This window comes from Burkholderia sp. TSV86 (genome assembly GCF_001522865.1).
GTDB lineage: Bacteria > Pseudomonadota > Gammaproteobacteria > Burkholderiales > Burkholderiaceae > Burkholderia.
This window is the reverse complement of record NZ_LOWB01000075.1, coordinates 101266-124199: the sequence shown is the minus strand read 5'-3', so window position 1 is coordinate 124199 and position 22934 is coordinate 101266. Positions and strand designations below refer to the sequence as shown.

Sequence of the window (22934 nt, the reverse complement as noted above, 5' to 3'; positions counted from 1 at the left end):
GAATTTATGGGTGACGTCTCCTTGTTGCCTGTGTGATCGCCATCCAATTTTTCAGTGAGGTTGCCGTGACCGTTCGTAATCTCGATGCTTTGTTCCGGCCGGCTTCCGTTGCCGTGGTTGGTGCGTCAGCGCGTCCAGGCAGCATCGGCGCAATGGTTTGGGCATGTGTGCTCGACGGCCGGTTCGATGGCCCAATCTGGCCCGTCAATCCAAAGTATGGAGAACTGAACGGATACAAAGTCTATACGCACGTCGAGCATCTGCCGGGCGCACCGTCGGTGGCGCTCATCTGCACGCCGCCCGCCACCTGGCCGGGCATCGTGCGTAAGCTTGGCGGTCTCGGTGTTCGGGCAGCCGTCATCGTCGGCGAAGTTCGTTCGAATGCCGACCGCGGCGCGCTGGGGCGCGCACTCGCCGCGGCGAAGCCGCATCTGCTGCGAATCGTCGGGCCGGGCAGTCTGGGGGTGGTGTCGCCAGCGTTGAACGTGCACTTCGGCGCGCCCGCGTGTATCGCGAAAGCGGGCGCAGTCGCATGGGTGTCTCAATCGAATGCGCTGACCAACGCCGTGCTCGGCTGGGCGCATGCGCGCGGGCTGGGTTTCTCGCATGCGTTCGCGCTGGGCGCCGAAGCGGATGTCGATGCCGCCGACGTGCTCGATTATCTGGCGAGCGACACCGCAACGCGCGCGATCCTGCTCGAACTCGATACAGTGAAATCCGCGCGCAAGTTCATGTCGGCTGCGCGCGCGGCGGCGCGCAACAAACCGGTGCTTGCGTTGCGAACCGGGCGCGGCGATTCGGGTGATCTGCTTTATACCGCCGCGTTCCAGCGGGCAGGGATCGTGCGCGTCGACGCGTTCGACGATCTTCTCGATGAAATCGAGACGCTCGGCGTCGGCCGTGCGGTTGCGGGCGGCACGGTATCGCTCGTCACGAGCGATACCGGTGTCGCGAAGCTCGCGGTCGATGCGCTGTCGGCGGCAGGCGAAACGCTTGCGCATTGGCCGCCCGCCGCGCTCGACGACGTGGGCCGTGCATTGCCCGCGAGCATCGCCGCGCGCAATCCGTTGCTACTCGGCGACGATGCGCGCCCGGAACATTTCGAGGCGGCATTGAAAGCACTCGCGCAGCATCCGCAAACGGGGGCGGTATTCGTCGTTCACGCGACGTCGCATAGCGCGCCCGCGCGCGATGTGGCGAACGTGCTGATCCGTTCGCGCCAGTTCGCGCACCATGGGATGCTCGCGTGCTTTCTGGGCGGTCTCGATGCACCGACGCGCGATGCGTTGCACGAGCACGGCATTCCAGTGCATACGACGCCGCAGCGGCTCGCGCGTGCACATGCGCGCCTTGTCGACTATCAGCTTGGCCGCGAATTGCTGATGCAAACCCCGGAGGGAATGCCGCCGCAGCCGCCGGCATCGGTCACCGCCGCGCAGCAAGTCGCGTCCATGGCGCTGGCGCAGGGGCGCGACTCGCTCGAAGACGATGCGGCACTCGACTGGCTTGCCCGCTTCGGCATCGAGCGCGCGAGTGATGCGCATGACGGCGACTCGATTGTCGACATCACGGTCGATCTGTACGACGATCCGAATTTCGGGCCGGTATTCCGCTATTCGGTGCCGGCGGTGGACAGCATGCGCGCGCCGTTCGTCGTGTATGGGCTGCCGCCGTTCAATACCGTGCTCGCGCGAGCGGTGGTCGCGCGTTCGCCATATGCGCACCGCGCGCCGGCACAGCCGCTGCTTCACGCGCTGACGGCACTGTCACAAGCAGTGTGCGAGGTGCGGGAAGTCGTGCGGATGACGCTCGTGTTACGGGTTCTGAGCGAGCGCGTCGTCGCGCTCGGTCCGCGTATCGGGTTCGCGAAGGGGCGCAGCCGGCTCGCGATCGTCCCATATCCGCGCTATCTGGAGCAGCAGATCGATTGGCGCGGCGAGCGTTTGACGGTGCGGCCGATTCGTCCGGAAGACGAGGCCGCGCATCGTGAATTGCTGAGTGCGATGACGCCGGACGATTTGCGGATGCGCTTTTTCGGCGCGGTGCGTGATTTCGATCATTCTCAAATCGCGCGCATGACGCAGATCGATTACGACCGTGAGATGGCGCTGATCGCGACAACCCATGGATCGCACGGCCATACGATGACGCTTGGCGTCGTGCGCGCCGTTACTGATCCGGATAACGAAACAACGGAATTCGCGATCGCGGTGCGTCCGGATCAGAAGGGCAAGGGGCTCGGGCGGCTGCTCCTCTCATGCATTATCGACTACGCGCGCTCGCGCGGCACCGCGTGGATGGTTGGCGAGGCATTGCGCGAGAACGCGGCGATGATCGCATTGGCCAAGCACAGCGGATTCACCGTCGCGGCGACGGGAGAGCCGGGAGTCGTGGGCCTTCGGTTGAAGCTGCAGCCGGTTTGATCGCTAACGGTGAGGGTTTGCGGGAGCGGCAGGCAAGCGAAGGTGAGGCTTTACGGGAGGATTCGGAATGCTTGAAATATCGGCTCGCCGAGGCTTGCGTGAGCTTGCGCGATGCGACATTGGCGAGCCGCTCGGCGTATCTGCCGAGCGTGCCTGGCGCCAGGCACGCTCGGGCCGATCTAGCGCGAACTTGCGCGCGGACGGTTTCAGGCCGCGAGCTTTGCCGCGGCTTCTTCCACTTGCATGCGCGATATCGCGAGTTCATCGAGCAGTGCATCCGGATAGACCGCGCCCGTCTCACGTTCGAGGCGCGCGACGGTCAGCGCGCAGCGGGCCGTATCCTTGGGCATCGCGAGGAAGCGCTTGATCGATTCGCCGGCCTTGAATGTGTCGAACAGCGGTTGCCGCACTTCGTCCGGCAACGTCTTCATCCATTGATATGGTTTGCCGTTGAACGTGATCGACGGCGGCAGCGAGCGCTCTTTCTTGCCGGCCGGAATCAGCCCATACGTCCGTGCCGCCTCGCCGATCTGGTCGGGCGAAAACAGCTCGTCTGGCGTGATGTCGAATTGCGCGATGTAGTCTTCGATGGTCTGCATGGCGCACGCGCGGTCGTCACGCTTTTTTTGCGCGCGCGCGACGATATCGCGCAGCTCGTCGGCTTCTTCGGCGGTGATCGTGAAGCTCGCCTGCTTCTGCTGGAGTTCGGAGAAACGTTGGAATTCGAGGTCGGTCAGAAGTTTGGCCATGACATCCGTGAGACGTCCGCCGTCGACGGCGGACGGTGATTTGAAAGGGGCGCCATTTTAGCAGCGGTGGGGCGCAGGCCGATTGAGGCGCGCGTGCGGGCGTGTGCTCATGCCGATTGGCCGCTGATCATCGACAGGTGCGTTGCCGCATCGCGCAGCCGTGCGTCGACTTCGTCGATCGAAGGCGCGGCTTGGGTGTCGATGCGCCGCATGTACGGGCAGGTGAGGGCGGCGATCGCCTGGCCGAACGGGCCGAGCACCGGATACGAAAGATCGATGACGCCGCGCGCCTGGCGGCTGTCCCGGCGCAACGAACCGGCAGTGCGGATGCTGTCGATGAGTGCGTCGAGCGCGTGCATGTCGGGCGCGGTTTCGTTGCTCGTCTTCACGTGCTCGGCAAGCATCTGCGCACGTTGCTCATGCGTCTGGAATGTGAGCAGTACTGGGCCGGACGCGGACTCGACGAGTCTTACCCGCGTACCGAGCCTGACCGAAATCACGCATGGGCCAGGGCCTTCAATTTGCGCGATCACGAGCAGATTGCCGCGGTCGTAGACGCACAGGTGGCACGATTGTTCGGCGGCGTCGGCAAAGCGCTGCATCGGCGGCAGGGCTGCCGTGATCAGCCGCTTGAGTGGCGGGTGGCGATGCGCGAGCGCGTAAAGCTTCAAGCTGAGCGTATAGCGCTCGCCGTTTGCCGAGCGGACCACGTATTGGCGCGCGACGAGGCGCTCGAGCATCCGGTAGATTTCGCTCGCGTTGCGGCCGAGATGTTTGGTGATTTCCGCGCGCGTCAGCCCTTCGCGCTGTTCGGCGAGCAGTTCGAGGATATCGAGCCCTTTGTCGAGCGCGGGCGCGCGATAGCGTCCGGCTTCTTTGCCCTCGCGCGGCTCTCCATCGCCCGCGGCCGGTTGGTGGTTCATCGAATTCATTATTGATAAAGCTCACGAACCGCCGGACACCGATGGCGTTGCGACACGCGTTCCAGCGGCGCGCGACGCCTACCGGCGAAGCGTCGGTTCATGCGTTAACTAAGCAGCAGTGTTAATCATCACGATACCCAATTGATTGGAACTTTATATGATATTTTTGCAAAAAATTTGAATAAAACAGTAGCACGCAACGAGTGTATGCGTGCAAAGTACTGGCTCCAATCGATTGCCGACTGACGTCGGAGCGAGTACCGGAAGAGGCGCGAACAGCGCTTACTCCAATAATCGTTATCTGTTGCGCGGTGTCCCGCCGAGCGTCGCGAATGGTACAAAGACTCGCGCAATGCGTGCCGGGCTGCGGCAGGCCGGCCAGAAGGCAGCCGCTTGTTTCTGTTTGAATCGAACCGGGAGACCGCTCGTTATGAAATTGCTGCGATACGGCCCTAAGGGTCATGAAAAGCCGGGTGTGCTCGACGCCGACGGGCATATCCGCGACCTGTCCGCGCTGATTGACGACATCGCGGGCGATGCGCTGTCCGACGCGAGCCTGGCGCGATTGCGCGACACCGATCTCGCGTTGCTGCCGCGCGTGCCGGGCGAGCCGCGCATTGGCGCATGCGTGGGCCAGATCGGCAAGTTCGTCTGCATCGGCCTGAACTACGCGGATCATGCTGCCGAAGCGAGGCTGCCGGTGCCGAAAGAGCCCATCGTGTTCGGCAAGTGGACGAGCGCGGTTTGCGGCCCGTATGACGGCATCGAGATTCCGCTCGGCTCGACGAAGACCGATTGGGAAGTCGAACTCGGCGTCGTGATCGGCCGTGTGTGCAAGAACGTTGACGAGGCCGACGCGCTGTCATACGTCGCGGGCTATTGCGTGATCAATGACGTTTCCGAGCGCGAATGGCAAGTCAACCGCGGCGGCCAGTGGGATAAGGGCAAGGGCTTCGACACGTTCGGGCCGATCGGCCCGTGGCTTGTCACGCGTGACGAAATTGCCGATCCGCAGGCACTCGATTTATGGCTCGACGTGGATGGCCATCGCTATCAGAACGGCAATACGGGCACGATGGTGTTTTCGGTCGCGAGCCTGATTGCTTATCTGTCGCGTTGTATGAGTCTGCATCCCGGCGACGTGATCGCGACTGGCACGCCCCCCGGCGTCGGGATGGGCGTGAAGCCTTCGCCTGTCTATCTGAAGCCGGGGCAGACGGTGCGCTATGGCGTGACGGGGCTCGGCGAGCAGGTGCAGATGACGCGTGCGGCCACATAATCGGCGCTGCATGCCGACCTGATTCGCATTCGGCGTAGGCGGCCTCGGGATCTTCGCTGATATGCCGATTCAACGCGACCGATATTCGCCGCGCTGCTTGCCGGATTTCCCGAGATAATCGGATTTGATGCAGTGCGGTTTGTCCGTTCGGTGTGCGACGGACTATGAACCGATCGTCGCGCGGTTTCTGCAAGATCAGAATTTGGTGGAAAAATATCTGATCGTTCAACGTCGCGCCGACGAGCAATCCACATTCCCCGATTCAGCCGTCTTTTAGCGCCGCGGGAGTAGGTCAGGAAAAAAAGTTTGATGAGCGAATGCCGGATGACGTATCATCTGCGAGACGCGCAATAGACTCCTTTCGATGTTTCCGTATCGACGCACCTTGTATGAAATCTACAAGGATTGCGAAGTATTTCCATGCCTGTGCGGTAGGCGCGTTTATTTCAAGATAAACGTGCATCTGGCTTTTGAGCCGTCTGATTGGTTTGTCGCCGTATCTAAAAAAGTCAATCGGGCTCAATTGAATCAAGGCGATTTATTCGCCAAATCATTGTCTGGGAAATGTCTGGTTCCGATCTGAATCGGACATGAGATTCCAGCGTAATTGCGCATTGACTTGACCATTATTGATGGAGATTCGGATGGCGAATTACATCGTGGTACTCAATGACGAAGAACAATACTCTGTTTGGCCGGAAGGCAAGGTGATTCCCGCCGGCTGGCGGGCGAGTGGCTACCGTGGATCGAAAGAGGCATGTCTTGATCACATCAAGGACGTGTGGACCGATATGCGGCCCAGAAGCCTGCGGCTTGCAATGGAGCAGGCGGGTTCGAAAGACTGAGTTGGCGTGTTGTGCGCTGATGCTTTCCCGTCACGGTCTTGCTTGTCGGTTTGGGACGAACCGATGGCGGCAGTGCCGTGTCGATCCGTCAAATCCACATAGCTGACGTGCGAAGGTTTTTCGCCACAAGAAGCCGGGACAATGCATCGCCATTGATTCATTCTATCGAGCGATGAATTGCCCATCGGGAGATTGCTGAATGGGAAAGAATCCGGGAAGGACCTTCGGCCTTCTTTGGCTGGCACATGGCACATCGGCCGTCGGCAGCCAGATATCTCAAGTGGTCATCCCGCTTTTCGCCGTCCAGAATTTGCATTTTTCCGCAATCCAGCTCGGCTTCCTTTTGTCGCTCGAAGGTCTCCCGACAGTACTGTTTGGTTTGTTTGCCGGCGTGCTGGTCGATCGAATGCCGCGCCGCCGGCTGTTGATCGCCTGCGACATCGCGAGATTCGCGATTTTACTGTTGGTGCCGTTGCTGTATTGGCTGGACATGCTGCACGCATTCAGCCTCTATGCGGTTGCATTCACGGTGTCGTCGCTCAGCGTATTTTTCGACACGGCGTTCTGGTCCTATGTGCCCACCGTGATAGAGAAGAGCGAGTTGGCGCAAGGAAACAGCCGGCTGGCGATGACGCAGTCCGTGGCGGAGACGATCGGCCCCAGTGTTGCCGGTTCGATCATGTCGCTGATCGGCGCGCCCGGCGCGATTCTGCTCGACGCGCTGTCCTATTTGTGGTCGTTTTTCCTGATCTGCTTCGTGCGGCACGAGCCGGAAAAAAACATCGCCGCAGCTGTCGGCGAGCGGTTTTTTCCCGCGCTGAAGAAGGGCTTGGTCTTCGTCTTGACGAACCGGCTGCTGGTGCTGATCGCGCTGGGAGGCGTGATCTGGCACATCGCCTATTTTGCGTTGCTGCCGGGCTTGTACTTGTGGCTGCAAAAAACCGTCGGCGCGTCTGCCACGCAGATCGGCGTTGTGTTGAGCTGCCTTGGAATCGGTGCGGCCGTCAGCGCGCCGCTTACGCCAATGCTGCGCCGCCGGATGGGGCCGCTGCCGGTGTTGGCTTCGATGCAGCTCGTCTCGGTCATATCGATTCTGGCAATTCCGCTCGCGAAATCGTCGGCGCTCGTCGATCTGACGATCGCGGGGTTCGCGCTCGCCGTGATGGGCGGAACGTCGACGATCGCCTCGATTATGCAGATGACGTTGCGTCAGGAAGTCACGCCCGAGCCGCTGCTCGGGAGAATGACGTCCGCCATCCGTCTGATCGTCTGGGGTGCGATGCCGGTCGGAGCGCTGATCGGCGGTGCGTTGTTCGGCGCGATGCCGAACGACAAGGCGTTCTACGTGATTGGCGCCGTTAGTGTTGCCGCCACGCTGCTGTGGGGGGCGGCGTTGTTTTGGCGTCCGATCGATCTGGCTTACTCGGCCGATTAACTCCAACGGCGGAACCCGCATCATGAAAATGACGAACGTGTTTCCGTGTGCATATGGACAAGAAGGAATTTATTTCTTCGACAAGATAGGCAGCGATGCGGCGCTTTATTTGGTGCCCTACACGTTGGAGTTTGACGCAGAGATCGACCGAGCCGCATTGGAGGCGGCGCTCGATGCGCTGATCCGCAGACACGAGGCATTGCGCACGACGTTCGTCGAGATCGACGGGCAGGTGTGTCAGCATGTCGTCGATGCGATGCGATGCGAACTCGGATGGGAAGATCTATCCGATCTCGACGACGCCGCACGAGCGGTAAAGGCAGACGAAATCACGCGTGAATTCGCCGCACGGCGATTCGATCTCGCGGCAGGCCCGCTGATGCGCGCGACGCTGATGCGCTTGGCGAACGCGCGCTATACGCTGCTGCTCGGCGTTCACCACATCGTATTCGATGGCTGGTCCGCACATGTGATGGCACATGAACTCGATGCGCTTTATCGCGCGTTCAAGCATGACGTCGAGCATGGTTTGCCGGAAATGGCCGTTCAATATCGCGATTTCGCGCAGTGGCAGCGCGACGCATACATGCAGGACGGCATGGCCGAAGATTTGGCTTACTGGCGTGAGACGTTGAGCGATGCGCCGGCGTTGCTGGAACTGCCGTTCGACAAGCCGCGGCCGGCTGTTCGGAATTATGCGGGCGAGATCGTGCGGGCCGAGCTGCCGCCGGATGCGGCTGCCGGCTTCGCGGCGCTGATCGATGCGATGGCCGTGACCCCGTTCGTGTTGTTCATGACGTTCGCACGGATACTGTTGCATCGAATCAGCGGCGAGCGCGATATTTGCATTGGCTATCCGGTTGCGGGCCGAAGCGGTGTGGAATTCGAGGATACGATCGGCCTCTTCACGAACATGCTTGTGCTGCGCAGCCGTCACGACGGGCAGACGACATTCCGACAGGCCGTGGAGCGAACCCAGCATCAAGTGTTCGATGCGCTTGCCCATGCGGATTTGCCGTTCGATCAACTTATTGAGGCGCTGGAGCCGGCGCGCTCGCTCGGATGGCATCCGCTGTTTCAGGTATGCGTCACGCACGAGGCGAACGAACGGATGTGGTCGCTCGACGGCGTGTTTGCGCTCGACGCCAATATTCCGACACATACGTCGAAGTTCGATCTGCTGCTTGCGATCGAGCAGAACGCCGATGCGTCATGGTGTTTGAAGGCCGAATACAGCACGGAGCTGTTCGAGCGCGCATCGATCGATCGCATGCTGGCGCAACTGACGTTGTTGATTGCGTGCGCCGCCGCTGATCCCGATCAGGCGGCTGCGCGCCTGCGTCTTCTGAGTGACGAGCAGCGTGACGGGTTACTGCAAAAGGGTTCCGGCCCGGCACGCGAATTGCCGCCGATCACGGTTGCCGGGCTGTTCGAAGCACAGGTGGAACGCACGCCCGATCGCGCCGCGCTGATCGACGGTGCTCGCCGTATGACGTACCGTGAACTGAACGTGGCGGCCAACCGGCTCGCATGGCGGCTCAGAGCGCTCGGCGTCGATAGCGAAACGCCGGTCGGGTTGCTCGTCGGACGCGGGTTCGACATGGTCGTCGGCATTCTCGGTATCCTGAAGGCGGGCGGCTGCTACGTTCCGCTGGATGCCAACTATCAAGCGGAGCGTTTGTCATATCTGCTGAACGACTCAGGCATCGAGGCCGTTGTGCTCGAATCGGAGCTTCGAGCCGCATTGCTGGGTCGCCGCGAAGGGTTGACGCTCGTCGAACTCGACGATCTGAAATCGGAGTCCGCCGACGTATCCGGCGCGATCGCGAATCCGCCGCGTCTCGAATCGCCCGCGCAACTTGCCTATGTGATGTATACGTCGGGCTCCACCGGACGCCCCAAGGGCGTCGCGATCGATCATCGCGCGATCGCGCGGCTCGTGATATCGAATCCGTTTTTGCCATTCGAGCGCGGCTTGACGATCCCGCAGCTTGCAAGCGCGTCGTTCGATCCTTCGACGCTGGAAATTTGGGGCGCGCTGCTGCACGGTGGAGCGGTGGCGCTAGTGGAAAACCACTTGGTATTGAGCCCGGCCGAGTTCAGCGCGTTTTTACAGCGGCACCAGATCAAGGCGATCAATTTCGCGAGCACGCTGCTGTCGAGGCTGTCGCACGAGATGCCGGAAATGTTCGTCGATGTCGAGCACATCATCTTCGGCGGTGATCGCGCGGATGCAGCCGCGTTGCTCAGGCTGCGGCAGGCGGGTGTGCGGGCCGAGCTGATCAACGGCTACGGCCCCACTGAAGTCACGACGCTGAGCTGCACGCATGTTGTGCAAGACGACGATATCCGCGATGGTGACGTTCCGATTGGCCGTCCGTTTGCAAACACTAGCGCATATATCCTGGATGAGGACATGCAGCCGGTGCCGGTCGGAGTGCAAGGCGAACTGTATCTTGGTGGCGCCGGGCTCGCCAGAGGATATTATCGGCAGCCCGAATTAACAGCCGAGCGGTTCGTGCCGAATCCGTTCGATGGTGTACCGGGAAGCCGGTTGTACCGGACCGGCGACGTTTGCATTTGGGATTCGAACGGCCGCATTCGGTACAAGGGCCGGCGCGACGGCCAGATCAAGATCGACGGATTTCGCGTCGAGTTTGGCGAGGTGCTGGCCAAGCTGCTCGAACATCCGGACGTCAAGGAGGCCGTGGCGGACGTCGAAGAAGACGGATTGGGGCAAAAGCGGCTAGTGGCCTACGTCGTGCTCGAGCCGGGCGATGCCGGAACTCGGGTTCGTGGAATTCGGCGTTGGATGGATGACAAGCTGCCCGCCTATTTGTCGCCGAAGCGCATCTACGACGTGCCGGGCATTCCGCTTACGTCGCACGGCAAACCGGACATCAGCATACTGCGCCAACGTGCGCGCGAGAAAAACGCAGCGCAGGCGCAAAGAGGTGAATTCGTTACCGGGACAACAGCACGTTTTTTCGAGCTGATCCGCGAACTGTTGAACGTCGATTCGCTATCGACGGACGAAAGCTTTTACGGGAATGGCGGAAGTTCTCTTGGCGCAATCCGCTTATTGGCGAAATGCGAGCAGGAGATGGGGCGGAAGCTGCCGCTTTCCGTTTTACTGGGCAACAGTACGTTGATGGAATGCGCGCAAGTACTTGAACACGCCGCGCCCGATGCGTCGAGCGGTGGTTTGATGCCGCTTGTCGACGCGACGAACCGTGAATCTCCGATACCGCTGAGCGCGCCTCAGGCCGGCTTGTATTTTGTCGACAAGATTGCGGGAGGTAATGCGTCGTATTCGATTCGCTATATCCTGGCGTTCGACAGCGAAATCGACCGCGCAGCGCTCGACGCCGGATTCAACGCGTTGGTGGCCCGGCACGAAGCGCTGAGAACGACGTTCGTCGAGGTCGACGGGCAGGCATGCCAGCGCATTGCCGATTCCGCACGATTCGAACTCGGATGGGAAGATTTGACGGCGTTCGATGACGAGGTGAAATCGGCAAAGTTCGACGACCTCACGCGAAGATTCACCGCGCAGACGTTCGATCTTGCACGAGGGCCGCTTTTGCACGCGACGTTGGTGCGCCTTGCGCGCGATCGGCACGCGCTGCTGCTTGGGATTCATCATATCGTGATTGACGGATGGTCCGCGCAGGTAATGGCGCGGGAGCTTGACGCGCTTTATCGCGCTTTCAAGCATGGCGGTGCGCACGGATTGCCTGACGTGCGCGCGCAATACCGGGATTTTGCGCAATGGCAGCGCGACGCTTATGCCCGCAACCGAATGGCTGAAGATTTCAGTTACTGGCGTGATGTGTTGGCGGGGGCGCCCGCGTTGCTGGAACTGCCACTCGATAAGCCGCGTCCGATGGTCAGCAGTTACGCCGGCGAAATCGTGCAAACGACGCTGCCGCCCGACACCGCAGCGAATTTTTCCGCACTGGCTCGCGACGAATCCACGACGCTGTTCGTCGTGTTTTTGACCGCTGTGAGCGTGTTGTTGCACCGGATCAGTGGAGTGCGCGACATCTGCATTGGATATCCCGTTGCCGGACGCAGCCACGCCGAATTCGAGGACACGATCGGCCTTTTCACGAACATGTTGGTGCTACGCAGTCGTTTCGACGAAAAAATGACGTTTCATACGGCAGTCGAGCAAACACAGCGGCATGTGGCCGACGCGCTCGATCATGCGAATCTGCCGTTTGACCGATTGGTCGAGGCGCTGGAGCCGGCGCGTTCACTCGGTTGGCATCCGCTGTTTCAGGTGTGCGTGACCTGCGAAACCGACGAACAGATGTGGATTCTCGATGACACCCCGGCGCGGGAGATCGCCATTCCGGCGCAAACCGCCAAGTTCGACTTGTCGTTCGCATTGCGCTCGGGCGTGGATGGTATGGCGATAGCCATCGAGTATTCGACCGATATCTTCACCGACGCGACGATTCGCGGATATCTGGAAAACTTGGTTGAGTTGTTTGCGTCGGCATCTGCCGATGCATCGATCACGGTGACCAAGCGCTTCGAGCCTCCGGCCCTACGTCAGCCGAGAAAGGCGTTGCGTTCCGCCCGGCCCGTCGCATAGCCGGACTTCCACAGTGTGCTGCACGATATTTGATACGGAGTTCTTAATGAGCATCGGACAAGTCGGAGTGTCACGAAGTAGCGGCCAATGTCAAGACGATCAGACGTGGGCCCGGTTGATGGGCGGATATATATCGCGTTTGTCGACACACGGATGTGGGGAATTCAAGCATGGCTTCAAGCGGCTGGCGTTTGCCGAACACACGGTCGAGCGCATTGATGATCTCGATGCGAAGATCCGGCAGGCGTGCGGCTGGAGCGTGAAGCCCGTCGATGGGCTGTTGCCGGACGACGAGTTTTATTCGCTCCTGCAACGGCGAACGTTTCCGATTGCAGCCGACGTCCGGCGGCCGGAAGAACTTGAATTCTCGGTGTTGCCGGATTTGTTTCATGACTCTCTCGGCCATCTTCCGTTGTTGACCAACGATCTTTACGGTGAATTCCTGCGCACGTATTCGGCTGCCGCCTTGAAATTTCTGGACAACGGCCTGGCGCTGCGGTCGTTGGCAAGGGTGTATTGGTACACGATCGAAACGGGGCTTGTTATGGAAGCGGGCGCGACCAAGATTCTGGGCGCCGCGATCATCACGTCGGCGGCGGAATGCGAGGCTGTCTACGGAGGGAAGATCGAACTGCGGCCGTTCGATTTCGCACAGGTTTTTGCGTCTGGTTACGATAGCTTCAAATTGCAGAAGCAGTACTTTGTGCTCGAATCCTTCGAAACGCTCGCCGGGATCAGCGAGACCCTCGAAGCAGCACTGACCGAGTACCTTGCCGATGTCAGTCTCGTCTAGGATCGGTCTGAAAACGCCTTGACGATTGCCGGTTTCAGGTCATTGAGCGATGGTTGTGCCACAGCGCGCAGTTTTGGCCGCGCATTGATGCAGATGCAATTTTTCAGTGAGTCGTCGCGTGCGAGCATATATGGACAATCGTTTTCTATTCGGTTGGCTGGTTTGCAATCCTGTAGCAAGCCGTTATCTGGATCAGAATGTCGTCCGTGCATTGGCGGAGGACTTCGAATCGAGGGGGTACGTCAAGCTGCCGGGATTCTTCGAGGCAGATGCATTTGAATTCATCAAGCGTGAAGTCGAGAGAATTCAGGAGGTGAGTATCCGGCGCGAGTTTACGATGCCGGGGTACAACACGCCTCGCCGCTTGTCCGTCATCGGCGGCGATCGGATCGTCGACGAGTCGATCGCGTTGGCGATGCTGTATGGAAACAGCGCGCTGCGCGACGTCGTTACGAAAATCGCGCAAAGGCCCGTTTTTTTCGTGCGTCACCAGACCGAATTCATGGTGGCAAATTATCTTGAATCATTCGAGGATACGCATGGCTGGCATCTCGATGATCCGCAATTCGCGCTGGTCGTGATTCTCGAATCGCCGGCGCGCGACAAGGGCGGCAACGTCGAGATCATTCGCAACTGGCAAACGTTTTGCACCGATCGGCAATTGGATCCCGACGGCGACATCGAAAAAGGCGTGGCGCTTGCCAATGCGCAGGCGGCGATCGAAGTCGAGCATCACGAGGCCGGTGACTGCTATTTGTTGAACGCGGGCGCATGCCTGCACCGCGTGACGCCGATCGCGCGTGGCACGCGACGCAAGGCGCTGAATCTCGCCTACGACATCGACAGCCGGCGCGAATACGGCCGCACGGCGGATCTGCTGTATGGGGCCGCGTAAATGGCGCAAACGGACAGGCGTTCGGTTTCATGCACGCTGACGGCGCGATTACGCGAGGCGCTGCTTTTTCAATCTCTCCAATATGCAAGTATTTTCCACCATGGAAGATGAAGCGCTAACCATCGTCGATCGATTTCGAGTGATCGCCGCCGCCAGTCCGAACCGCACGGCAATCGTCCGCGGTGCGGAATCGATCGGCTATGGGCAGTTGGACACCGCAAGCTCGGCGCTCGCGATGCGCTTGATGCGCAATGGCGTTAGGCTCGAGAGCCTGGTTGGCGTGGTGATCGACGATCGGGCGAAGGCGGTCGTCGCCATACTGGGCGCGATGAAAAGTGGCGCGGCGTATGTGCCGCTAGATTTGACATATCCGCCCGAGCGCTTGTCGAACATCGTGTGCGAGGCCGGACTTGCCGCGATCGTCGCGCCTCGGATGGCATCCGAACGTCTTCGGCAGCTCAAGCTCGATCCGAGCATCGGGATCTTCTATGTCGATGACGCGGCGCAGGCATCGGAAGGCGATGACGTGGTCCACTTGCCGGCGATCAATCCGGACAACCTGGCATACGTCATCTACACATCCGGTTCGACAGGCGGCCCGAAAGGCGTCATGGTGTCGCATAGAAGCGTGATGCGGCTTTTTCACGAAACCGCAGACAGCTTTGAATTTTCGCCCGACGACACGTGGCCGTTGTTGCATTCGGTCGCATTCGACTTTTCGGTTTGGGAGATATGGGGGGCACTGCTGTATGGAGGGCGTCTCGCAATTCCCGACGGCCCCGACGTGCGCGATCCGGCGGTGCTGTGCGAATTCATCGCGCGCGCGGGCGTGACCGTGCTCAACCAGACGCCGTCGTTTTTCTATCGTTTATGTACATACCTGGAGCGGCATCCTGGCGACCTGCGCAAGCTGTCGACGGTCAAGCTGACCATTTTTGGCGGAGAGCGGCTCGACTATACCAAGTTGGCCCGCTGGTATGTGCTTGCCGGCCAATCCGGACCTGTCGTCGTCAATATGTATGGCATCACGGAAACGACGGTGCACGTCACGCTGCATCCGGTGGATTGTGTGTCGGAACCGGCCGTGAGCGAGAGTTTGATCGGCGATCCGATTGCCGATCTGCGGGTGTTCATCCTCGATGAGCATCTCGAACCTGTGCCACAGGGCGTCGTTGGTGAGATATTCGTGAGTGGACCAGGCCTTGCGAGAGGCTATCAAGGCCGCCCCGACTTGACTGCCGATGTGTTCATGCCGTGCCCATATGCCGAACGTGCCGGCGAGCGCATGTACCAAACCGGCGATCTGGCGAAATGGATGCCTGACGGGACGATCGGTTACGTGTCGCGAAAAAGCGGCTATTTGAAGGTGCGCGGGTTTCGCGTGTCGCTCGGTGAAATCGAAGCGGCGTTGCGCACGTGCGATGGTGTGCAGGATGCCTATGTATCGATACGTGCGGCCGACGGTGTCGACATACTCGATGCCTACGTGAAGCCGGAAGCGGACGCGCAATTGAGCATCGGCGAGTTGCGCGAGCAGTTCGGCCGTAAATTGCCGAACTTTTGCGCGCCGCAAAACTTCTATTCGATCGAGACGATTCCACTGACGCGCAACGGCAAGATCGACTTGGCCGCCATGAAAGCACACGCCGTCGAGTTGTCCGCACACTCGGCCGCCATGCCGTCCGAGGCTGAATCGGCTTTGTTGTCGATTTGGCGATCGGTGCTCGGCAGCGATGCGGTATCCGTTGACACGGATTTCTTCGAAGCGGGCGGCGATTCGATTCGAGCGGTCGATCTGGCTCTTGCGATGACGCGTGCGGGCTGGCGTGTCGGAGTACAGGATATTTTCGTGAGGGGCAGCGTCAGAAATATCGCGGCCGCATGCAACCGCTCGGCGGAGCGACAGGTTGTGCCGGCGCGCGGCGGCAGCGCGCTCGCGTCCGACATGCAGACGATCATGTTGAATGCGTATGACGCGAATCTCGCGCGACGCAACGAGGTTTATCACGTCGTGCAATCGTTCGACCTGTGCGATCTTCACGCCGATATCGATCTCGACGAACTGGCGCGCAGCTTCATCGAAACGTTTTCGGCGTACCCGGTGTTCAGCACCGTATTCGAGCGGCTCGACGGCAATATCGTCAGGCGGCGTGCGGACACGCCGCGGCTAGCCGTGTCGGTCACGCCGAACGGACAGTCGGCCCCACCCTGGACGCCGGGAACGGCAGGGCGCGCATCGAAGGTGATCGATCCATTCGATGCCGACAGCCCGTTGATGTACGTCGAGTTGACGCCGTTGTCGGCGCGGTGCACGCGCGTTACGCTCGAAACCCATCATGCAATCGACGACGGCTGGGGGCAGCAGCAACTGTTGACGGCGACGCTCGATCGCTATGGCCGGCCGGAGCAGCCAGTCGAGGCGAGTCCGGATCCGTTCGACGCATACGTGCGGCTGCAGCGTGAGCAGAGCGAATCGGCCTGCGCACGCCGGTTCTGGGACGGCTATGAGATGCACGACCACTTCCTGTGCGTACCGGGGGATCACAAGGTGGCGCGGATCGGCGAGACAGATGAATCGATCCGCGCGCACGCCGTCGATGCGATTTATCGATATTGCCAAGCGATCCGCGTGCAATCGAAAGCGGCTTTTTTTTGCGCCGTTTGCCGGGCGATTGCATCGATCGAGGGTGAAAGAGACGTTACGCTCGGTGCGGTAACCAATGGCCGGACAGCGGAGATCGAGCGAGCGTTGGAATCCGTCGGCCTTTACTGGAACATTTTGCCGTTCTCGATGCACGTCGATGCAGCCGCCGATATCGAAAGCGAACTGACGGGCGTGCATCGCGCATTGAACGAAGCGGCCGATTTCTCGTTGTATCCGTTGTCGCGGATTTTGCGTGCGCGCGGGAATAGGGATTTCCGATATTCGTTGAACTTCACCAATTTCGACGCAGTTCGGCGCTCTGATCGATTCGTGACATCGAACTGGGCGGGGCAGGATCGCTTCCATTACCCGATCAACGTCGCAATCAACGTTGACCGGAGTGACGGCGTCAATGAAATAAGGATCGTCGCGGATGACGACGTTTTCCCTCACGCCATGCGCGTGCGTCTCATCGAGCAGGCGTGTAGCGAACTGGACCGGATTGCAGCGGCTGCATTTCGAAGGACATTGAGGGCGCAGTCAGCTTTTTTCAGCGATTGACGGTGCAATGTATCGCGCTATCGGTCGATGCGGATTGGGCAGCATGTTTATTCACTTTGGATAATCGACGAATGAAAGAACCGATTGACACTCAACCGCCGTCAGATCAATCAAGGACGTTGGCGGCGCTCGAGAAGTTGGTGTCCAAGAAGGGCATTACCCTTGGCAATATGTCATCGCCCGATATGACCGTCACACTTGCGATGGCAGCCATGTGCATCCCGGCGAATGTCGCGCTTGCCGAAAGCGCGGTCAATCAGGCGCTCAGGCGGTGGCTGGACGAAGAAGGCGCGATGCTGCGGATCGATCATGTCGAGTTGAGGCGAACGCTGATCGACATGGGCTATTGGCAGCGTGACGGCTTTGGCCGGACATACGAACGGCGGCCGCTGCCCGTCGATCATCCTGCGCATGAGCACGTCGCGGTGCTGGAGTCGATCGAGATCACGCGTTTTGTTGCCGATGCTCGCGCACGTAACGACGCGCTTCGCGCACAGCGCATGGCCGCGCATGCGCAAAAAAGTTGAGCAGATTGCGCGTACTTGCTGTTACGAGCCGGCGCGGTGCAGTAACGCGGCAATCATGTTTGGCCGGCGGCGTACGCGCCGTCGAATGATATCGATGAAGTACGGCTTGCAGATTCGTTGGGGTGTCCGAACGAGTCTGCCGTGGCGGATGGCGCCAAGCGCGCTGTTCGGCAGGAACTGCATGCCGATAGCGGTGATTCGCATGTGACCGGCATCCAGGCCGATTTGTTTTGTGCTTTTGTCGTTCGTTGCAGATGTGAGTGGAACATACGCGCCAGCGTGCGTTTCGAACGCAATCTCTAGCTATGAAGTGGCAAGATGCATAGTCATTCGATGAAAGGCGCTCATGCGCACCCGCGAAGTCTCGATGCGCTTTTCGACGCGCGCGCCGCCGAGTATCCGGATTCGCCCGCATTGCACGTCGACGGACGTTTCGTCAGTTATGCGGCATTGGCCGGGCTCAAGGAACGGATACGGGCGACGCTGATCGACGAAGGTCTGTACGACGCCCGGCGGCCTATCGGGCTGTTGTGCGCGAAATCGCCTGCGGCGTATGCGGGTATGTTGGCGATCATGGGCAGCGGCAACGTATACGTTCCGCTCAATCCGGGTCATCCGGTCGAACGTCTTCGTCGCGTCATCGAGCAGGCCGCGATCTCGACGTTCGTCGTCGATTCGGCGTCTTTTGATCTGGCCGCCGCGATGCTGACGGGCGCGGAGACGGCCGGCACGATCGTCGTCGTCGACGCGACGCAGAACGCCGGCCACCCTCCGGCATCCACACGTTGGCTGCGTATCGTCCATCCAACGGACGCCATGGTCTCGCCGTCCGCTGCGCACGGTTGCGCTCTTGCGTATTTGATGTTTACATCCGGCAGCACCGGCCTGCCGAAGGGCGTGCCGGTTGCGCACTCGAACGTGCTTGCGCTGTTGTCCGGCCTTCGCCCGTTGCTCGCGCTGAAGCGTGACGATCGGCTCACGCATTTCGCGGAGCTGAGTTTCGATTTTTCGATAGGCGAGATCTTTCCATGCTGGGACGCGGGCGCTTGCCTTTATGTGCCGTCTCAGTCGGATTTGCTCGACCCGTCTGCATTCGTTAGGCGCAACGCGCTTACCCTGTGGAGTTCCGTTCCGACGCTTGCGGCATACGTCCAGCAACTGAGCGCGCTCGGAAGCGAGCCGATGCCGACGCTGCGGCTCTCGCTTTTTTGCGGCGAAGCGCTTCCGACTAGCATCGCGCGTTTTTGGCATGACGCGGCGCCCGCGTCGCGAATCGTCAATTTGTATGGTCCCACCGAGGCCGCTGTTTTCGCGACTTCCTACACTTTCGATCCGGACCGCCCGCCGCAAAGCGAATGGGTGCCGATCGGCGAGCCGCTCCACACTGTCGTTGCGCGTATCGATACATCGTCCGCACCGGACGGCTCGACGGGCGAGCTGTTGCTGTCCGGCCCACAGGTCGTCGATCGATACTGGGGCGACGCGATCGACCAGAGCCGCCATTTCGTTGCCGACTCCGTCGATGAACGGGTGCGCTGGTATCGGACGGGCGATTTCGTCAGCCGGGATCCTCGTCATGGCTATGTCTTTCATGGCCGGGCCGATCATCAGGTGAAAGTGCGCGGCTTTCGAATCGAACTTCAGGAAATCGAGGCGACGCTGCGGCGGCTTTTGCCGGATCAGCAGGTTGCCGTGGTCGCGGCGAGAGGCGGCGACGAGCAGGAAATGCAGCTCGTTGCGTTCTGCAATCGGCTGGAGTGCGATCGCGATGCACTCGCGGCGCTGTGCGCCAACGAATTGCCGGTGTACATGGTGCCGCGCATCTTCGTTCCGCTCGCGCCGTTTCCCGTCAACGACAACGGAAAGATCGACTATCTGCGCCTGAAGCGCATAGCTTGCGCCACCTTATCCGAAGGCGTCCCGGCCGCGGGGAGGTGACGGAAATCATGATCAGCGACCAGCACACACGGAAAGCATCGATGCGCTCATCCCCCCGCACGCTTCTCGCCACGCCTTCTCAGGAAGGGCTATGGCTGCTCCATCACTCGATTGCCGGGCGTTATCTATACAATTGCCCGCTCGCATTCCGCGTGCGCGGCAATCTCGATTGCGCCGCGTTGACGGCCGCGCTCGGAATGCTGGTTCAGCGCCATGACAGCTTGCGGACCGTCTTCGTGTCGAAGCCAGAAGGTCTGATGCAGGTGGTTCACACGGAGTTGCCGCCTGATACGCGTTCCATCGATCTGTCCGCGATGCCGCCGCAGGCCGCGCAACGGGAGCTTACCCGCCTCGCGGAAGCGACGAGTCTCGACGCATTCGATCTCGAGCGCGGCTCGCTCGTGCGTTTGACGATCGCTAAAATGGCGCCGGACGATTATGTGCTGATGTTCACAGTGCATCACGCCGTCTTCGATGAATGGTCGACGGACATTCTGATTCGTGAACTGGGCGTGCTGTACCGGATAGCGGCGAGTGGCGGCAACGGTGCGGAAATTGCGCCGCCGCGCATGCAATTTCCGGATTACGCTGCCTGGCAGCGCCGGCCCGAGGCCGCGCCGGAAATAGAGCGTCAACTAAGCCACTGGCGGCGCTGCCTGATGGACGCCGCCGCGCCGGTGATGGTGGCTGCCGATCACCGGCCGAATCCGGGGCATGACGACTATCGCGGCGAGCGCCAGTGCTTCACGCTGGATTCGCAGGCTCGGCGGGCGCTGGATGCGTTCGCCAGCCGCGTTCACGCGCCGCCCGCCGCGATCCTCGTCGCGACGCTCGCACTGGTGCTGAACCGTTACACGCGCGAGCGGGACATCAGCCTCGGTTACATCGTGTCCGGACGGTTGCTGCCCGAAAGCGAATCGATGATCGGCATGCTCGTCAACAGCCTCGTTCTGCGCATTCAATTCACCGAGCAGCCGAGTTTCGAGGATGTCGTTCAGCAAGTGCGCGATCTGCTGTTCGATGCTTATTCGAATCAGGACGTGCCGTTCCAGAAGATCGTGCGCGAACTCAATCCCGCACGCGACGTCGATGGGCATCCGCTTTTCAGATGCTGTGTGAATTACCATGTTGCCGCGCGCGAAGTGCTTGCACTCGACGGTCTGCAGTGCGAGCCGTTCGTCGCCGGCCCCGAAATCGCGCAATTCGAACTGCTGCTCGATGCCTGTCCGAGTGCCGACGGTCGGATCGAATGCCGCTTTGAATATCGAACGAATCTGTTCGAGCGCGCCACGATACAGCGTTTCGCCCGCCACTTCAGTACGCTGCTGAATGCATGCTTGGCCGCACCGTCCGAACCGGTCTCGAGCATTGCGTTCATCGACGAGCGCGAGCGCGACCTGCTGCTGTACCGCTGGAATGCGACCGAGCGCGACTACGACACGAACGCGGGCATTGCCGATTTACTTGCCGCGATCGTGCGCGATATGCCCGACAAGGCGGCGCTGGTTGCCGGTGACGGCCATATGTCATATGCGCAGTTCGACCGTGCGACTGATGGCGTTGCCGCGTATCTGCAAAAGCAGGGCATCGGCCCGGAGATGCGGGTGGGTCTGTGCGCTGACGCATCGATCGATATGATCGTCGGCATGTTTGGCATCCTGAAGGCTGGCGCGGCATATGTCGCGCTCGATCCGGAAAATCCGCCGTCGCGTCTCGCGTATCTGCTCGACAGCGCCCGCCTCTCGTTCGTGCTTGCGCAGGAGCGCTTCATCGGCAAGTTTACAAGCAGCGGCCTGCGCAGCGCCACGCTCGATCGCGACGCGGCTTTGTTCGAGGCCGCAGGCAAGCCGGAATCCGTGCGCGGCAGTAGCGCCGAGCAATTGGCATATCTGATGTACACGTCAGGATCGACGGGCAACCCGAAGGCTGTTGCGATTTCGTGGCGCAGTGTGCTGAACCACGTATGCTCGTTCCGCGAGGCGAGCGGCTTGCGTTCCAACGATCGCTGCATGTTGTTTTCGAGCTTTGCATTCGACGGTTCGGTCGAAGAGATTTTTGCGCCGCTGCTGACTGGCGCAACGCTCGCGATCCATCCTGAGCGGCCGATTCCGATCGAAACGCTCGAGCGGTTGATCGTACAACATCAGCTGACTTTTCTCGATTTCACGGCCGGCTATTGGAACGTCTGGCTGGAATTGCTCGTTGCTCGGGGCAAGTCGATTCCCGAACCGGTGAGGCAGGTCGTCATCGGCGGCGAGATGATCCGCGCAAATCAACTGATCAGTTGGGATCGCGTCGATCGCGGCGGCGAAGTCGGCTTGTTGATCACCTACGGACCAACCGAAGCAACCGTCATCACCGCCGGCATCCGGTATCAAGGCGCGAAGGCGACCGAACGCACCGTGTATCGGGATGGTTATCTCGGCCGCCCGCTCGGTAATCTGTCGATTTACGTGCTCGACGACGATCTACAGCCGGTGCCGCCGGGCGCGATTGGCGAACTCTATATCGGCGGCGAAAATCTCGCGCGCGGTTACTTCGACGCACCGGCGTTGACCGCTGAGCGCTTCATTCCGAACCCATATGCGAAAGAGCCGGGGCAGCGCATCTACCGAACCGGCGACCTCGCGCTTCGGCTGCCGGACGGCACGTTGCTCCACAAAGGGCGCGCGGACAACCAGATCAAATTCCGCGGCTTTCGGATCGAACTGGGCGAGATCGAGCGTTGCCTGGCGCAATTTCCTCATGCGCAGGCCGCGGCGGCGGCCATTGCCACCGCGCCGAACGGCGATCCGACGCTGGTCGTTTTCGTGATGCCGGCGGGCAGTCACGAACTGAATGTCGATGCGGTTCGCCAGTTTCTTGCCGTGAAGCTGCCGTCCTATCTGGTTCCGCAGCGCATTGAAATCACGCGCACGTTTCCCGTCAAGGCGAGCGGCAAAACCGATGTGGCGAAGCTCGTCGAAGCGCTCGAATGGAGCAACGACGGTGCATCGGCGGCGCGCACGCAGCAGGACGAGCCGGAAACGCCGGGCGACGGCATGGCTGCTGAAATCGCCGGGATTTTCACCGCGCTGCTCAAGCGTGGCACGATCGCGCCACGCGATAATTTCTTCAAGGCGGGCGGCCATTCGCTGCTCGCGTTGCAAGTGCTGTCTCGCATTCGGCAATCGCATGGTGTTCAGGTGTCGATCAAGGATTTCTATCTTCAACCAACGGCTGAAGGCCTTGCGGAAGTCGTTGAGCGCCTGAAGCAATCGAACGCGGCCAATGGCCGTTCCAATTCAACATCGATCGCGCGCTCGTCGCGCACGTGAGA

General features: G+C 60.6%; 13 protein-coding genes. 11 read left to right on the top strand and 2 right to left on the bottom strand.

Translation table 11 applies throughout. The features are described from left to right. Positions 1-65: 65 nt before the first annotated feature. Positions 66-2423, top strand: a complete 2358-nt coding sequence (locus WS68_RS12655) for a GNAT family N-acetyltransferase (protein ID WP_059571249.1) — start codon at positions 66-68, stop codon at positions 2421-2423. A 206-nt stretch (positions 2424-2629) separates the two neighbouring features. Here WS68_RS12655 and WS68_RS12650 read toward each other — a convergent pair whose 3' ends face one another. Beyond that, entirely contained in the window at positions 2630-3172 is a 543-nt protein-coding gene (locus WS68_RS12650) for a hypothetical protein (protein ID WP_059571137.1), read from the bottom strand. A 107-nt stretch (positions 3173-3279) separates the two neighbouring features. Beyond that, complete coding sequence (locus tag WS68_RS12645; RefSeq protein ID WP_059571136.1) at positions 3280-4104, bottom strand: IclR family transcriptional regulator; 825 nt, start codon at positions 4102-4104, stop codon at positions 3280-3282. A gap of 421 nt (positions 4105-4525) precedes the next feature. Here WS68_RS12645 and WS68_RS12640 point away from each other — a divergent pair, with 421 nt between their 5' ends. From WS68_RS12640 to WS68_RS12590, 10 genes are all read left to right on the top strand, one after another. Then, positions 4526-5374, top strand: coding sequence for an ureidoglycolate lyase (locus tag WS68_RS12640; RefSeq protein ID WP_059571135.1), 849 nt, complete (start codon positions 4526-4528; stop codon positions 5372-5374). Between the two features lie 644 nt (positions 5375-6018). Continuing rightward, positions 6019-6219 carry an MbtH family protein gene (locus tag WS68_RS12635; RefSeq protein ID WP_059571248.1) on the top strand — a complete coding sequence of 67 codons (201 nt, stop codon included), beginning with the start codon at positions 6019-6021 and terminating at the stop codon, positions 6217-6219. 199 nt (positions 6220-6418) lie between these two features. After that, entirely contained in the window at positions 6419-7654 is a 1236-nt protein-coding gene (locus tag WS68_RS12630) for an MFS transporter (RefSeq protein WP_059571134.1), read from the top strand. Between the two features lie 22 nt (positions 7655-7676). Beyond that, a complete protein-coding gene (locus WS68_RS12625; RefSeq protein WP_059571133.1) occupies positions 7677-12257 on the top strand; it encodes a non-ribosomal peptide synthetase in 4581 nt (1526 codons plus the stop codon). Between the two features lie 46 nt (positions 12258-12303). Continuing rightward, positions 12304-13050, top strand: a complete 747-nt coding sequence (locus WS68_RS12620; protein ID WP_082709998.1) for a hypothetical protein — start codon at positions 12304-12306, stop codon at positions 13048-13050. 130 nt (positions 13051-13180) lie between these two features. Continuing rightward, positions 13181-13945: a HalD/BesD family halogenase gene (locus tag WS68_RS12615; RefSeq protein WP_059571131.1), complete on the top strand. Its 765-nt coding sequence runs from the start codon at positions 13181-13183 to the stop codon at positions 13943-13945. A gap of 100 nt (positions 13946-14045) precedes the next feature. Further along, positions 14046-17150, top strand: a complete 3105-nt coding sequence (locus WS68_RS12610; protein WP_059571130.1) for a non-ribosomal peptide synthetase — start codon at positions 14046-14048, stop codon at positions 17148-17150. 71 nt (positions 17151-17221) lie between these two features. After that, positions 17222-17677, top strand: a complete 456-nt coding sequence (locus WS68_RS12605; RefSeq protein WP_082709996.1) for a DUF2087 domain-containing protein — start codon at positions 17222-17224, stop codon at positions 17675-17677. A gap of 333 nt (positions 17678-18010) precedes the next feature. After that, entirely contained in the window at positions 18011-19615 is a 1605-nt protein-coding gene (locus tag WS68_RS12595; RefSeq protein WP_197419597.1) for an AMP-binding protein, read from the top strand. 41 nt (positions 19616-19656) lie between these two features. Then, positions 19657-22932, top strand: coding sequence for a non-ribosomal peptide synthetase (locus WS68_RS12590; RefSeq protein WP_197419596.1), 3276 nt, complete (start codon positions 19657-19659; stop codon positions 22930-22932). Positions 22933-22934: the final 2 nt, after the last annotated feature.

Bases quoted from the DNA above. Each gene is read 5' to 3' on its own strand.
- WS68_RS12590 (WP_197419596.1), top strand. From the start codon at position 19,657: ATGCGCTCATCCCCCCGCACGCTTCTCGCCACGCCTTCTCAGGAAGGG.
- WS68_RS12635 (WP_059571248.1), top strand. From the start codon at position 6,019: ATGGCGAATTACATCGTGGTACTCAATGACGAAGAACAATACTCTGTT.
- WS68_RS12615 (WP_059571131.1), top strand. From the start codon at position 13,181: ATGGACAATCGTTTTCTATTCGGTTGGCTGGTTTGCAATCCTGTAGCA.
- WS68_RS12605 (WP_082709996.1), top strand. From the start codon at position 17,222: ATGAAAGAACCGATTGACACTCAACCGCCGTCAGATCAATCAAGGACG.
- WS68_RS12610 (WP_059571130.1), top strand. From the start codon at position 14,046: ATGGAAGATGAAGCGCTAACCATCGTCGATCGATTTCGAGTGATCGCC.
- WS68_RS12620 (WP_082709998.1), top strand. From the start codon at position 12,304: ATGAGCATCGGACAAGTCGGAGTGTCACGAAGTAGCGGCCAATGTCAA.
- WS68_RS12645 (WP_059571136.1), bottom strand. From the start codon at position 4,104: ATGAATTCGATGAACCACCAACCGGCCGCGGGCGATGGAGAGCCGCGC.
- WS68_RS12650 (WP_059571137.1), bottom strand. From the start codon at position 3,172: ATGGCCAAACTTCTGACCGACCTCGAATTCCAACGTTTCTCCGAACTC.
- WS68_RS12630 (WP_059571134.1), top strand. From the start codon at position 6,419: ATGGGAAAGAATCCGGGAAGGACCTTCGGCCTTCTTTGGCTGGCACAT.
- WS68_RS12625 (WP_059571133.1), top strand. From the start codon at position 7,677: ATGAAAATGACGAACGTGTTTCCGTGTGCATATGGACAAGAAGGAATT.
- WS68_RS12595 (WP_197419597.1), top strand. From the start codon at position 18,011: ATGAAAGGCGCTCATGCGCACCCGCGAAGTCTCGATGCGCTTTTCGAC.
- WS68_RS12640 (WP_059571135.1), top strand. From the start codon at position 4,526: ATGAAATTGCTGCGATACGGCCCTAAGGGTCATGAAAAGCCGGGTGTG.